Here is a 14,003-nt window from a genome sequence, read left to right on the forward strand (position 1 = left end):
GCCTCACCGCAGCTTGAGCGTGGACAGGCCGATCAGCGCCAGGATGGTGGCGATGATCCAGAACCGGATGACGACGGTGGGCTCGGCCCAGCCCTTCTTCTCGAAGTGGTGGTGCAGCGGCGCCATGCGGAACACCCGCTTGCCGGTCATCTTGAAGGAGGCGACCTGGACGATGACCGACACCGTCTCCAACACGAACAGGCCGCCGATGATCGCCAGGACGATCTCGTGCTTGGTCACCACCGCGATGGTGCCCAGCGCGCCGCCCAGCGACAGCGAGCCGGTGTCGCCCATGAAGACCATGGCCGGCGGCGCGTTGAACCACAGGAAGCCCAGGCCGGCGCCGATCAGCGCGCCGCAGAACACCGTGAGCTCGCCGGCGCCCGGCACGTGATGGATCTGCAGGTAGTTGGCGAAGATGGCGTTGCCGGTGAGGTAGGCGATCAGGCCGAAGCAGGCGGCGGCGATCATGGTCGGCACGATGGCCAGCCCGTCCAGCCCGTCGGTGAGGTTGACGGCGTTGGAGGCGCCGACGATGACGAAGGCGCCGACGCCCAGGAAGAACCAGCCGAGGTTCAGGACGAAGTCCTTGACGAAGGGCACCGCCAGGCCGCCGGCGAGCCCGGTGTCGGCGACGACCATGCAGGCCAGCGTCGCCACCAGGGCGATGGCGATCTCCGCGCCGAGGCGGGTGCGCCCGGACAGCCCCTTGGTGTTGCGCTTGGTCAGCTTGACGTAGTCGTCGCCGAAGCCGATCGCCCCGTAGGCCACCGTCACCAGCAGGACGATCCAGGTGTAGGCGTTGGTCAGGTCCATCCACAAGATGGTGCTGACGCACATGGCGATCAGGATCATCAGGCCGCCCATGGTGGGCGTGCCCTTCTTCTTCAGGTGGGTCTCGGGCCCGTCGCTGCGGATCGGCTGGCCCTCGCCCTGCTTGCTCTTCAGCCAGGCGATCAGGCGGGGGAAGAAGACGAAGCTGATGACCAGCGCCGTCATCACCGCGCCGCCCGTCCGGAAGGTCAGGTAGCGGAACAGGTTGAACGGGCTGACGACGTCCGCCAGGGGGAAGAGCAGGTTGTAGAGCATGCCGGCCTCAACCCCGCTTGCCGTTGGCCGCGGCGGAGGGCGCGGCGGCGAGGTCGGGGTCGGCGGCGGGGGTCTCCAGGGCGCCCAGCGCGGTGACCACGGCGCCCATCCGGCTGCCGGCCGAGCCCTTGACCAGCACCACGTCGCCGCCGCGCACGGCGTCGGCGACCATGGGCGCCAGGGCGGCGCTGTCCTCGCTCCAGGAGCCGCGCTGGGCGGCCGGCAGGCGGTCCCACAGGGCCTTCATGTGCGGGCCGCAGCAGAACACCGTGTCGACGTGGGCCGCCGCGAGGGCGGGCGCCAGCCCGGCGTGCAGCGCATCGGCGCGGGTGCCGAGTTCGCGCATGTCGCCCAGCACGGCGATGCGCCGGCCGCCCGCTCCGGGGTCGAGCTTGCCCAGCACCTCGAACGCCGCGGTCATGGCCGCGGGGCTGGCGTTGTAGCTCTCGTCCACCAGGGTGAAGGCGCCACGCCCGGCGTGGATGCGGGTGCGGGTGCCGCGGCCCTTCACCGGGCGGAGCTGCGACAAGGCGCGCGCCGCCGCCGCCAGATCGCCGCCGGCGGCGCGCACCGCCAGCAGCACGGCGAGGCTGTTCATGACCCAGTGGCGCCCCGGCAGGGACAGGCAGTACTGCAGCCGCTCGCCCTTGATCAGCGCGGTGACCGTGCTGCAGGTGGCGTGCAGGGAGAAATCCAGCAGCCGCGCCTCGGCGCCGTCGTGGCTGCCGAAGCCCCAGATCCGCGACAGGCCGGCGGTGCGGGCGGCGGCCAGCAGGCGGGCGAAATGCGGGTTGTCGCGGTTGAGGATGGCGACGCCGTTGGGTGTCATCCCGTCGAAGATCTCCGCCTTGGCGTCCGCGATCGCCTCGACCGAGGCGAAGTGCTCCAGGTGCGCCGGCTCCACCGTGGTGATCACCGCGACGTCGGGGCGGACCATGCGCGACAGCGGCCCCAGCTCGCCGGCGTGGTTCATGCCCAGCTCGAAGACGCCGTAGGCGCTGGCGCCGGGCAGGCGGGCCAGCGACAGCGGCACGCCCCAGTGGTTGTTCAGCGAGCCCTCGGTGGCGAAGGTCTCGCCCTGGCCGCCCAGGCAGTGGCGCAGCGCCTCCTTCGTGCCGGTCTTGCCGACCGAGCCGGTGACCGCGACGACGCGCGCCCGGCTGTGCAGGCGGGCCATGCGGGCGAGGTCGCCCAGCCCGGCCATCGTGTCGTCGACCGCCAGCAGCGGCGCGTCGCCGGGGACGCCGGCGGGCACCCGCGACACCATCGCCGCGGCGGCGCCGGCGGCCAGGGCCTGGGCGACGAAGTCGTGGCCGTCGAACGTCGGCCCGGCGATGGCGACGAACAGGTCGCCGGGCGCCACCGTCCGGCTGTCGATGGACACCCCGGTCGCCACCCAGGGCAGCGTCGCCAGCCCGTTGGTGGCGGCCGCGGCGTCGCTTGCGGCCCAGAGGATCGGCTTCTCCGCAGGCACTGGCTCGCTCATGCTCCAACCTCCGCTACGGCGGCCCGGGCTTCGGCGGCGTCGTCGAACGGCCGTGCCTCGGTGCCGATGATCTGACCCTGTTCGTGCCCCTTGCCGGCCACCACCAGGACGTCGCCGGCGCCCAGGCCCCGCACCGCCGCGCGGATCGCCTGGCGGCGGTCGCCGATCTCCTCGGCCGAAGGGACGCCCGCCAGCACCTCCCGGCGGATCGCCGCGGCGTCCTCGGTGCGCGGGTTGTCGTCGGTGACGATGGCGCGGTCGGCCAGCCGGCCGGCCAGCTCCCCCATCACCGGCCGCTTGCCGCGGTCGCGGTCGCCGCCGCAGCCGAACACCACGACCAGCCGGCCTGCTGCGTGCGGGCGCAGGGCCCGCAGCACCGTCTCCAGGGCGTCCGGGGTGTGGGCGTAATCGACGAACACCGGGGCCCCGGCGGGGTGGGTCGCGACGTGCTGCAGGCGTCCCGGCACGCCCTCCAGCGTGGCCAGGGCCCGCACCGCGGCGACCGCGTCGCCGCCGGTGCCGAGGACGAGGCCGAGCGCGCACAGCGCGTTCCACGCCTGGAAGCGGCCGACCAGCGGCAGGTCGACGTCGACCTCCCGGCCCAGCACGGTCAGCGCCAGGCGCTGGCCGTGGGCCAGGGCGTCGACTCCGCGCACGGCCAGCTCCCGGCCGGCCACGCCATAGCCCAGGACGCGGTGGCCGCGCAGCGAACAGACCGCACGCAGGCTGTCGAACTCGGGACTGTCCGCGTTGAGCACGGCGGTGCCGCCGGGCGTCAGGACGCGGTCGAACAGCGCCGCCTTGGCGGTGAGGTAGGCCTCCATGGTGCCGTGGTAGTCGAGGTGGTCGCGGGTCAGGTTGGTGAACCCGGCGGCCTGCACCCGCACCCCGTCGAGGCGGAACTGGTCGAGGCCGTGGCTCGACGCCTCCATGGCCAGGCGGTCGACACCGGCCGCCGCCAGGGCGGCCAGCGCCCGGTGCAGGGCGACCGGGTCGGGGGTGGTCATGGCGCCGTAGCGGTCCAGCCCCGGCGCGGTGATGCCCAGGGTGCCGAGGCTGGCCGCCTTGTGGCCCAGGGCGGACCAGATCTGGCGGGCGAAGCTGACGGTGGAGGTCTTGCCGTTGGTCCCGGTCACCGCGGCCACCGCCGCCGGCTGGCCGGCGTGGAAGGCGGCGGCGGCGCGGGCGAAGGCCCGCCGCGGCTCGGCGTCGGTCACCAGCACGGCGCCCGATCCCTCGGGCAGCACCGTCCCCTCGGGCGCCAGCACGGCCACGGCGCCGCCGGCCAGGGCGTCGGCGACGAAGGCGCGGCCGTCGACCCGGGTGCCGGGCAGCGCCGCGAACAGGCAGCCGGGGGTGACCGCCCGGCTGTCGGCGGTCAGGTCGGTCACCTCGATGTCGCCCGGCCGGTCAGCGGCGGGCGGGAGTATCCGGGACAGACGCAACGCTGTTGTCCTTGGGCAGGGGAAGGGCGGTGGTGCCGTTGGCGTTGATGTGGACGGCCTGGACGATCCGCGGCGCGGTCTCGTCCAGGGGATGCAGGCCCAGCAGCGGGCCGATCTGGCGGATGATGCGGCCGGCCGTGGGGGCGGCGACCCAGCCCCCGGTGGCGTAGCCGTAGGTCTTGGCGGTGGGCTTGGGCTCGTCGACCATGACGTAGACGATGTAGCGCGGGTCGTTCATCGGGAAGGCGCCGAGGAACGAGGAGATGCGGGCGTTGCTGGCGTAGGACCGGCCCTTCTGCTTGTCCGCCGTGCCGGTCTTGCCGCCGACCACGTAGCCGGGGACGTTCGCCGACTTCGCCGTGCCCTGGGTGACCACCAGGCGCATCAGGCGGCGCACCGCCTCGGAGGTCGCCGGCGACACCACGCGTTCGCCGCCGACCTCGGCCCCCGGAGCCCGCTTCAGCAGCGTCGGCGGCGGCATGATCCCGTCGTTGATGATGCCGGCCACCGCGGCCACCGTGTGCATCGGGCTGACCGACAGGCCGTGGCCGAAGCTGATGGTCATGGCGTTGATCTCGCGCCACGGGTTCGGCACCAGCGGCCAGCCCAGCTCCGGCAGCTCCAGCGGCACTGGCCGGAAGAACCCGACCTTCTGCATGAACGCCTGCTGGGTCGTCACGCCCGCCGCCAGGGCCATGCGCACCGAGCCGATGTTCGAGGAGTGCTGCATGATCTCCGGCACCGTCAGCCAGCGGTGCTCGCCATGGAAGTCGCTGATGGTGAAGCGGCCGACCTGGATGCCGTGGGTCGCGTCGAAGCTGTCGGTCAGGCGCACCCGGCCGCTGTCGAGCGCCATCGCCGAATTGAGGATCTTGAAGGTGGAGCCCATCTCGTAGACGCCAAGGGAGCTCCGGTTGAACAGGGTGTCGGCGTCCAGCCCGTCCGGGTTGTGGGGGTCGAAGTCCGGCAGGGAGACCATCGCCAGCACTTCGCCCTGATGGACGTCGTAGATCAGGCCGGCGGCGCCGATCGCCCGGAACTCCTCCACCGCGGCGGCCATCTCCTTCTTCAAAACGTGCTGGAGGCGGAGGTCGAGGGAGAGCTGCAGGGGGGTGGCATCGTGGCGAAGCCGCGAGTCGAACTGCCGCTCGATCCCCGCCAGCCCGCCGTTGTCGACGCCGGTGAAGCCGACGACATGGGAGGTCAGGTTGCCGGCGGGGTAGAAGCGGCGCTCCTCGCGCTCGAAGTAAACGCCGGGGATGCCCTGGCGGTGCACCAGGTACTGCTGGCGCGGCGGCAGGTTGCGGCGAATCCAGACGAAGCGCTTGTCCCCCGACAGCTTCTGCACGAGGTCGGCGTAGTCGAGGTCGGGCAGGACGGCGATCAGCTTCTTCGCCGCCTCGGCCGGGTCGATCACCAGCTTCGGGTCGGCGTAGAGCGACGCGGTGGCCAGCGAGGTCGCCAGCAGGTTGCCGTTGCGGTCGACGATGTCGGCGCGCCCCACCGGCAGGCCACCGGCCTCGGCCGCCTTGGTCTGGCGCGGCTCCGCGCCCTCGCGCAGCAAGGTGGCGTCGACCAGGCGCAGGCCGATGGTGGAGAAGGCCAGGGTGATCACCGCCGCGGTGACCATGAGACGGTTGCGTGCCTGTTCCAGCGCCACCGACAGCGCGGTTCGCGGCCGGCTGACCGGCGGCGCCTGGTAGGCGCGGGTCAGCGGCTCGAAACCGTGCAGGGCCGAGGGCGCGGTGGCGTCGGTCATTGATTGCCCCCGAGCCGGGCGATCATCACGCCGATCGAGTCGTGGGCCGCCGGCGGCGCCGGCTGCGGCGCCGCGGGTGCGACGGCGGGCGTCGCACCCGGCGTGCCGGCCGGGCGCGGGGTGGGCGGCGCGGGGACGGCGGAGGCGACCACGGGCGCCGCGGTCGCCGGCGCCGCCGGCGCGGCGATGCCCTGGACGGTCGGGCTGTACCCCGGCGGGACGTAGTTGGCGGGCATCACCGTCAGCCCGGCCATGGGCGGCAGGTAGGGGACGGCGTCGGGCGAGGCCGGCCCGGAGCGGAAGGGCAGCGACTCGACCGCGGCCAGGAACTGGCGGGCGTCGCCGGGGCCGAGGTTCAGATGGGCGCGGGCCAGCGTCTCCAGCCGCGCCGGGTCGTTGAGGAAGCTCCACTCCGCCTTCAGGACCTGGATCGCCTCCTGCTCCTGGACGATCTTGTGGTTCAGGGTGGCCAGCCGCTCCTCCAGGTCCTGGACGTCGTAGCTGGTCTCGAACAGGACACCGCCGGCAACGGTCGCCAGGCCGAGCCAGAGCAGCGCGGTCTTGTACTTCATGCGGCCTCCTTGCCGGTCGCCGGAAAGGCCGGCGTCGACGTGCGTTCGGCGGCGCGCAACCGGGCGGAGCGCGCGCGGGGATTGGACGAGAGTTCCGCGGCACCCGGAACGACGGGCTTCCGATGCAACAGGCGGAACGACGGCTCGTAGCGGTCGGCGGTGACGGCCGGGGCGTGACGCGAGGGGGACGGCGGGGGCGACGACCGCTCCTTCAGGAAGGTCTTCACCTCGCGGTCCTCCAGGGAATGGAAGGACACCACGGCCAGGCGGCCGCCCGGCTTCAGAAGCCGTTCGGCGGCGGCGAGACCGCGGCGGATCTCGCCCAGCTCGTCGTTCACGTGGATGCGCAGCCCCTGGAAGGTGCGAGTCGCCGGGTCGATGCCGTCGCGCCCCTTGGGCACCACGGCGCGGACGACGTCGGCCAGGCGGCCGGTGCGCAGGATGGGCGCCTCGGCCCGGGCGGCGACGATGGCGCGGGCGACCCGGCGGGCCAGCCGCTCCTCGCCGTAATGATGGAGGATGTCGGCGATCTCCTGCTCCGAGGCGGCGTTGACCACGTCCGCCGCGGTCGCCCCGTCGCTGCCCATGCGCATGTCGAGTGGGCCGTCGAAGCGGAAGGAGAAGCCGCGCTCCGGCTCGTCGATCTGCGGCGAGGAGACGCCGAGGTCGAGGGCCACGCCGTCCACCGTTTCCACCCCGCCGGCCGCCAGCAGGGTGTCCATGGCGCCGAAGCACCCTTCGACGACGGTGAGGCGTCCGTCCAGCGCCGGCTCCATGGCGCGGGCCCGGGCGACGGCGGCGGGGTCCCGGTCGATGCCCCAGACCCGGCAGGGTGCGGCGTCGAGGATGGCGCGGCTGTAGCCGCCGGCCCCGAAGGTGCCGTCGACGTAGACGCCGCCGGCGCGGGGCGCCAGGGCCGCCAGCACCTCGGCCAGCAGGACGGGGGTGTGGGGGGCGGTGCCGCTCATGCCCCCTCCTTGCGCGCGGCGGTTCCGCGCTGGGCCTTGGCGACGATCTGGCTGAGCGAGATGTCCTTGCGCACCACCTGGTCGCGCAGCGCGTCCTCGTGCGCCTTGAGCGCCCCCGGCTCCCAGATCTGGAAGGTCTTGCGGCGGCCGATGAAGGACGCTTCCTCGACGATCCCGGCGAACTCGGCCAAGTCCCGGGGAAGGACGATGCGGCCTTCCGTGTCGATCTGCAGCGGCATCAGCTTTCCGAAGATGAAGGTTTCGATCATTTCCCGCTCGTCGGCGTCGAGATCGGGCGATTCGAGGCTGTCGCTGAGAACGTCGAGATAGTCCTGGTCCGCGCCCTCGAGCGCCTGGTGGTTCAGCGAGGGCCAGAGATAGATGGTGCCCGGTGTCGAGGACTTGGCGAGGGACGCGCGAAACTGCGCCGGAACCGAGCAGCGGCCTTTCCTGTCAACCTTGTTGACGTATGTGGACAGGAAAACGGCCATTCGGCTTCTACACCCCTCCGCCTGATGCTTGAGGCTGCACGCGCTGCCGCCTTTTCCTCTGCGAAACCCGCCCCGAAGGCGCCGCGACTGGGCGGAACCTCCACCAATTTGGGCAGACATGGGATAGCATGGGCCAGTGTGGGCGTCAACGGCCGCCGGAGTATTCAGGGTGTGCTGTCAAGAGTTTTGAAAGGGAGTGTTGCGAACTTGCAAGCAGGCCGTGGGATTGCGGTGATTTTATCAAGTTTTGCCCAGGATTCACAGGCTGTGGAAAAGTTAAGAGCGATAAGTTCCACGAATGTTCCCAGAATAGACCATTCGTCAGCTATCGAAAGGCATTGTGCCGGGGCGACTCCGGACTCTGCGCGCGGCGATGGGAGGGCGGGGGATGTGTGGGAATTCCATGGGCTGGCATGGGACTGCGCGCCACACATATCCACAGCGGTGGATGGAACTGGGGAAAAATGCCAGACGGCCTGTAAGCCGGGTTTTGTCCCCGCCGGCCAGGGCCGGTGGGTGATGGTCATTCATCTGGGACGCCCGTTGCCGGACGCCTCGCGCGACCAACCCGGGCGGCGGCGCGGAAACGCGCTTGGTCCCATGCCACCCCACGTCGGCCCGAAGGCCGTGCGTGTGGATGGCGGACCGTGCCGCCCCTATTCGGTCTTGCTCCCGGTGGGGTTTACCGTGCCGCGTCCGTTGCCGGCCGCGCGGTGCGCTCTTACCGCACCCTTTCACCCTTACCGCTGCCCCGAAGGACGGCGGCGGTTTGCTTTCTGTGGCACTTTCCCTAGGGTCGCCCCCGCCGGCCGTTAGCCGGCACCGTGTTTCCGTGGAGCCCGGACTTTCCTCCCCCGACGAATCGTCGAAGGCGACCATCCGGCCGTCTGGCAGGCGCCTGTGTAGAGGGTTGCCGCGGCCGACGCAACGGCCGATTGGCCGGGCCGGGCGCTATATATGAGGACAAGCCCGCCGGCTCAGCGGCCCATGACGCGGGCCAGGGCGCGCAGCCGGGCGACGGTGTCGCCGTCGGCCGTGCCGCTCAGCGCCGCCGGCCGGTAGCGCCGCTGGAACGCCAGCAGCGCCCGCGGGCAGGCGGGGTCGTAACCGATGCGGGCCAGAAGGGCCGCGACCTCGGCGGCGCCGAACGGCGCGTGGTCGGCCTGGGACGGCGTGGGCCACAGGCCGATCCCGGCCCGCGCCAGGCGTGGCCAGTCGAACAACTCCCCGGGGTCCTGCTTGCGGTCGGGGGCGATGTCGCTGTGGGCGACCACGTCGGCGGGCGCCATCCCATGGCGTCCCATCACCGCCCGGCACAGCGCCTCCACCGCGTCCATCTGCGCCGCGGGGAAGGGGCGGTAGCCGAACTCGTGGCCGGGGTTGACGATCTCGACGCCGACCGACCGGCTGTTGACGTCGCCGGCGCCGCGCCAGGCGCTAACTCCGGCGTGCCAGGCCCGGCGATCCTCCGCGACATGGGCGTAGACCGTGCCGTCCTCGTCCACGGTGTAGTGGGCGCTGACCTGGGAGGCGGGATCGCACAGGCGGGTCAGCGCTGCGCCGGCCGAGGGCATCCCGGTGTAGTGGAGGACCAGAAGCTCCGCGCCGACGCCCGGCGGCCGCGGCCCGTGGTTGGGGGAGGGCAGGGCGACGGGCGCGGCGGCGCTCATGTCGTGCTGGCCGTCCTGCGGTGCACGGTGCGCGGCCGGCGGAAGATGATGACGCCGACGCCGACGATGACCAGGGCCCCGCCGCCCAGCAGATAGGGCGTCACCGGCTCGCCCAGCACGAGCACGCCGGACAGCACACCGAACACCGGGACCAGCAGCAGGAACGGCGTGGTGTGGTTCACCGGATAATCGCGGGCCAGCCGATACCACAACCCGTAGGCGGCGATGGTCGCGCCGAAGACGATGAAGGCGAGGCCCAGCCAGCTCTGCAGCGGCGCCGCCGTCAGGCTGGCCCACTGGCCGTCCTCCAGCAGCAGCGACAGGATCAGCACCTGGGGCGTGGCGAACAGCGCCATCCAGCCGTTGAGGGTGAAGCCGTCCAGGGCGCCGATCCGCTTGATCTGGACGTTGGCGCAGGCGAACGCGAAGCTGGCGCCGACGATCAGCAGGATGTGCACCACGCTGCCGTGCAGGCGCGGCGCCCCGGCGATGACGACGATGCCGCCGAACGCCACGAGCATGCCCAGGAAGCGCCGCCAGCCCAGCACGTCCTTGTAGATCAGCGCCGCCAGCAGGGAGGAGAAGGGCACCTGCAACTGCACCACCAGCGCCGCCGTCGCCGCGTCCACCCCGGCGACGCCGCTGAAGATCAGCGGGAAGTGCAGCCCGCCCAGGATGACGGAGAGGATGGCGATGTCCAGCAGCTTGCCCCTGGGCACGGCGACGAAGGGAACCACCAGGGCGGCGACGATGGCGAAGCGCAGGAACAGCAGGAACAGCGGATCGAATCCCACCACCGACAGCTTGACGGCGACGAAGTTGAACCCCCAGCAGGCCATCACCAGGAGGGCCAGCATGGAATCGCGCACCGTCATCCGCGGCCGCCTTCCAGCTCTTCGCGCAGGCTCTCCAGCTCCAGCCAGCGCTCCTCGGCTGCCGCCAGCTCGGCCTGACGGGCGTGCAGGGCGTCGCCCGCCGCCTGGAAGGCGGCGGCGTCGCGGCTGAACAGGTCGGGGTCGGCCAGCACCCCCTCCAGCCGCGCCACCTCCGCCGCGAGACGGTCGAGGCGGGCCGGCAGGTCGTCGAGTTCGCGCTGGTCCTTGTAGGACAGCTTGACCCGCGGCCGCGGCGGGGCGGCGGCCGCGGCGGCGGCCGCCGGCTTGGTCTTGGCCTGGGGCGGCGCCTCGCGCGCCGGGCGCTGCAGCAGGTAGTCGGAGTAGCCGCCGGCGTACTCCGCCGCCGTGCCGTCCCCTTCCAGCGCCACGGTCGACGTGATCAGGCGGTCCAGGAAGTCGCGGTCGTGGCTGACCAGCAGCAGGGTGCCCTGGTAGTCGCCCAGCACCTCCTCCAGCAGGTCCAGCGTGTCCATGTCGAGGTCGTTGGTCGGCTCGTCGAGGATCATCAGGTTGGACGGGCGGGCGAACAGGCGGGCCAGCAGCAGGCGGTTGCGCTCGCCGCCCGACAGCGACTTGACCGGGCTGTCGAGCTGCCGGGTGTCGAACAGGAAGTCCTTGAGGTAGCCCGCGACATGGCGCGACTCGCCGTTCACCACCACGCGGTCGCCGCCGAACGGGCACAGCACCTGGCGCACCGTCTCCTCGGGATCGAGGGTGGCGCGGCGCTGGTCGAAATAGGCGATCTCCAGGTTGGTGCCCAGGCGGACGCTGCCGCTGTCGGGCTCGAGCTGGCCCGTCAGCATCTTCAGCAGCGTCGACTTCCCCGCACCGTTGGGGCCGATCAGGCCGACCCGGTCGCCGCGCAGGATGCGGGTGGAGAAGTCCTTGACGATGGGGCGGGGGCCGTCGGCGGTCTGGAAGGTCTTGGCGATGCCCTCGGCCTCCACCACCAGCCGGCCGCCGCGGTCCGCCTCGGAGATCGCCAGCTTGGCCTGCTGGCCGCCCTTGATGCGTTCGGCCCGGTCGGTGCGCAGCTGCTGCAGCGCCCGCACCCGGCCCATGTTGCGGGTGCGCCGCGCCGAGATGCCCTCGCGCAGCCACTTCATCTCGCCTTCGATCCGGCGGTCCAGCTTGTGCGCGGCCGCCTCGTCGGCGGCGAACACCTCGGCCTGCCACTCCTCGAACTGGGCGAAGGGCTTGTCGCTGGGCCGCAGGCCGCCGCGGTCGAGCCACAGGGTGCGCCGGGCCAGGGTCTTGAGGAAGGCGCGGTCGTGGCTGATCAGCAGGAGGCCGCCCCGGAAGGCCTGGAGTTCGCCTTCCAGCCACTCGATGGTCGGCAGGTCGAGGTGGTTCGTCGGCTCGTCCAGCAGCAGCACGTCGGGGGCGCCAACCAGGGTGCGGGCCAACGCGGCGCGGCGGGCCTCGCCCCCGGACAGGATGGCGGGCGCCAGGGCGCCGTCGATGCTGAGGTGGTCGAGCACGGCGTCGACCCGGTGCGTCTCGTCCCGCTCGGTCTCCGGCAGGCCGGCGGCGACGTAGTCGTGGACATTGGCGAAGCCGGTGAAGTCCGGCTCCTGCGGCAGGTAGGCGATGCGCGCGCCGGGCTGCACGAAGCGGTCGCCGCCGTCGGCGGCGACGATGCCGGCCAGCGCCTTCATCAGCGTCGACTTGCCCGAGCCGTTGCGCCCGACCAGGCAGGCCTTGTCGCCGCGCGAGACGGCGAGGTCGATTCCCTCGAACAGCGGGCGGCCGCCGAAGGTGACGGCCGCTCCTTGCAGGGCGACGATGGGAGCGGGAGGGGCCATGGGGCGAGCGGCGGCTTTCGGGGCTGACAGGGGGGCGTGTGGCGGCGCGCCGGCGGCGTCGCCGCGTCTTATAGCGCGCCGGCGGGCGCCGCCGCGACCCCCCAGATGCGCATACCGCGCCTCCGGGCGGGCCGGCGCCGCGCTAGGTCATCGCGTGGGCCTTGCGGATGCGGTCGTACGCCTCGTTGATCGCCGCCATGCGCTCCGTCGCCTGCGCCACGAACTCCTCCGGCAGGCCCTGGGCGATCAGGCGGTCGGGGTGGTGCTCCCGCACCAGCCGCCGGTATGCGGCGCGTACGGCGTCCGGGCCGGCGTCCGCCGCGACCCCCAGCACCGCATGGGGCGGCACGTCGCCGCGGCCGCAGCACATGCAGTGCTCGCACACGATCCGGTCGAAATCGGCGTCGGAGAACCCGAAGATGGCGGCCACCGTGCGCAGGTACGCCAGCTCCGCGTCGTTGACCTCGCCGTCGGCCTCGGCGATGCGCAGCAGGCTCTCCAGCAGCTCCTCCAGGACCGCGTGCCCGTGCTCGAACAGGGCGGCGATCTGATGCGCGTACACTTCGAACCCGGCGGCGTCCTGGCGTGCCAGGTCGAAGACCCGGCCGACGTTGCGCATCTCGTCGGCGGGAATGTGGAACAGGCGCTTGAAGGCCTCCACCTCGACCCGCTTCACCATGCCGTCGACCTTGGCCATCTTGGCCGACAGCACGACCACGCCGATGGTGAAGACGATGGACTGGGTGGCGTCGCCGTCCTGCCCGCCGCCTGGCCCGCCGCCTGGTCCACTGGTACCCTCGCCCGCGCGCAGGCGGTCGACGGCATGGCCCGCCGCGGTGCCCAGCAGCGCCCCCAACGGCCCGCCCACGGCGAATCCCGCCGCGGTGCCGAGGACCTTGCCCCAGATGCTCATCTCGTCCGGCTCCATCCTCCGCCTGTGGCGCGCATGCCACATCCGACGATCATTGTCGCCGCCTCTGGACCGTGGTAGCGCAAACCGTGTTATTGTTGCAATGCACCATCGCGGGTCATGCCGCCGGACGGGGCGGCAAAGGCCACCGGGTCAACGGTGGTCCACAAGGGATGGACGCTCTGAACGTTGCGTCGAATGACGACGATACGGATTCAGGGTCATGCCGGTGTTTCGCAAGCTTATCACCGCAGAGTGGGGGCGCTACGAGCGCCATCTCCTGCGTCTCGACCGCGCCAGCCGCACCATGCGGTTCGCCGGGATTGTGTCCGACGAGGCCATCTCCCGGCGCTGCCGGACGGCCGACCGGGTGCGCACCCAGCTGGTCGGCTGCATCGTCCAGGGCGAGCTCCGGGGGGTCGCCGAGATCTCCTTCGACGGCGCCGTCTGGCAGGGTGAGGCGGAGATCGCGCTCAGCCTGGAAACCGAGGTCCAGGGGCGGGGCTATGGCGGGACGCTGCTGCGCCGCGCGCTCACCATCGCCCGCAACCGCCGCATCCACCGCGCCCACATGCTGTGCCTGCGCGAGAACCTGCGCATGCGCGCGCTGGGACGCCGCTTCGGCGGCCAGGCGTCCTACGACGCCGGCGAGACCACGATCGTCTTCGACCTGCCGCCGCCCACCCAGCTGTCCCTGGCGGTGGAGGCCATGGAGGACGGGGCCGGCGCGGTGGGCTGGTGGCTCGACCCGTTCCTGGCGCCGGAGCCGCTGGCGGCGTGAGGAGCCCCCCCCGCGCGTGGCGTGATCCGCCCCGATGTGCCGGATATCGCCACGTTCTGGCCGCGACGCGCCAAGCTCCTGCGGGCCGGTCACCCCGAATTCCAGAGCCTGCCCCGGAATCCCGCGATGGC

General features: G+C 72.2%; 12 protein-coding genes and 1 other RNA gene. 1 reads left to right on the top strand and 12 read right to left on the bottom strand.

The features are described from left to right. Window positions 1-3 precede the first annotated feature (3 nt). From mraY to AC6H2I_RS09960, 12 genes are all read right to left on the bottom strand, one after another. Window positions 4-1,089 carry a phospho-N-acetylmuramoyl-pentapeptide-transferase gene (gene mraY / locus AC6H2I_RS09905; protein WP_497500450.1) on the bottom strand — a complete coding sequence of 362 codons (1,086 nt, stop codon included), beginning with the start codon at window positions 1,087-1,089 and terminating at the stop codon, window positions 4-6. Between the two features lie 7 nt (window positions 1,090-1,096). Further along, complete coding sequence (locus AC6H2I_RS09910; RefSeq protein WP_497500451.1) at window positions 1,097-2,575, bottom strand: UDP-N-acetylmuramoylalanyl-D-glutamyl-2,6-diaminopimelate--D-alanyl-D-alanine ligase; 1,479 nt, start codon at window positions 2,573-2,575, stop codon at window positions 1,097-1,099. Beyond that, window positions 2,572-4,020, bottom strand: coding sequence for a UDP-N-acetylmuramoyl-L-alanyl-D-glutamate--2,6-diaminopimelate ligase (locus tag AC6H2I_RS09915; RefSeq protein WP_497500452.1), 1,449 nt, complete (start codon window positions 4,018-4,020; stop codon window positions 2,572-2,574). Before AC6H2I_RS09915 ends, AC6H2I_RS09910 begins: the two co-directional genes overlap by 4 nt. Continuing rightward, entirely contained in the window at window positions 3,986-5,779 is a 1,794-nt protein-coding gene (locus tag AC6H2I_RS09920) for a peptidoglycan D,D-transpeptidase FtsI family protein (RefSeq protein ID WP_497500453.1), read from the bottom strand. The genes AC6H2I_RS09915 and AC6H2I_RS09920 overlap by 35 nt, the downstream gene beginning before the upstream one ends. Then, window positions 5,776-6,351: a cell division protein FtsL gene (gene ftsL / locus AC6H2I_RS09925; protein WP_497500454.1), complete on the bottom strand. Its 576-nt coding sequence runs from the start codon at window positions 6,349-6,351 to the stop codon at window positions 5,776-5,778. Before ftsL ends, AC6H2I_RS09920 begins: the two co-directional genes overlap by 4 nt. Beyond that, complete coding sequence (gene rsmH, locus AC6H2I_RS09930) at window positions 6,348-7,319, bottom strand: 16S rRNA (cytosine(1402)-N(4))-methyltransferase RsmH (protein WP_497500455.1); 972 nt, start codon at window positions 7,317-7,319, stop codon at window positions 6,348-6,350. Before rsmH ends, ftsL begins: the two co-directional genes overlap by 4 nt. Further along, the gene (locus AC6H2I_RS09935; protein WP_497500456.1) at window positions 7,316-7,810 is read right to left on the bottom strand and encodes a division/cell wall cluster transcriptional repressor MraZ; all 495 of its coding nucleotides are present in this window, start codon (window positions 7,808-7,810) and stop codon (window positions 7,316-7,318) included. The genes rsmH and AC6H2I_RS09935 overlap by 4 nt, the downstream gene beginning before the upstream one ends. A 463-nt stretch (window positions 7,811-8,273) precedes the next feature. Further along, window positions 8,274-8,701: RNase P RNA component class A (gene rnpB, locus AC6H2I_RS09940), an RNA gene on the bottom strand. A gap of 86 nt (window positions 8,702-8,787) precedes the next feature. Further along, complete coding sequence (locus AC6H2I_RS09945; RefSeq protein WP_497500457.1) at window positions 8,788-9,480, bottom strand: N-acetylmuramoyl-L-alanine amidase; 693 nt, start codon at window positions 9,478-9,480, stop codon at window positions 8,788-8,790. Further along, complete coding sequence (locus AC6H2I_RS09950; RefSeq protein ID WP_497500458.1) at window positions 9,477-10,355, bottom strand: DMT family transporter; 879 nt, start codon at window positions 10,353-10,355, stop codon at window positions 9,477-9,479. Before AC6H2I_RS09950 ends, AC6H2I_RS09945 begins: the two co-directional genes overlap by 4 nt. Next, window positions 10,352-12,181 carry an ATP-binding cassette domain-containing protein gene (locus AC6H2I_RS09955; protein ID WP_497500459.1) on the bottom strand — a complete coding sequence of 610 codons (1,830 nt, stop codon included), beginning with the start codon at window positions 12,179-12,181 and terminating at the stop codon, window positions 10,352-10,354. The genes AC6H2I_RS09950 and AC6H2I_RS09955 overlap by 4 nt, the downstream gene beginning before the upstream one ends. A 142-nt stretch (window positions 12,182-12,323) precedes the next feature. Continuing rightward, window positions 12,324-13,094, bottom strand: a complete 771-nt coding sequence (locus AC6H2I_RS09960) for a TerB family tellurite resistance protein (protein WP_497500460.1) — start codon at window positions 13,092-13,094, stop codon at window positions 12,324-12,326. 220 nt (window positions 13,095-13,314) lie between these two features. Between AC6H2I_RS09960 and AC6H2I_RS09965 the strand changes: the two genes are divergently transcribed. Beyond that, window positions 13,315-13,872, top strand: coding sequence for a GNAT family N-acetyltransferase (locus AC6H2I_RS09965; RefSeq protein WP_497500461.1), 558 nt, complete (start codon window positions 13,315-13,317; stop codon window positions 13,870-13,872). Window positions 13,873-14,003 lie beyond the last annotated feature (131 nt).

It is taken from the genome of Azospirillum sp. NS33 (assembly GCF_059703765.1).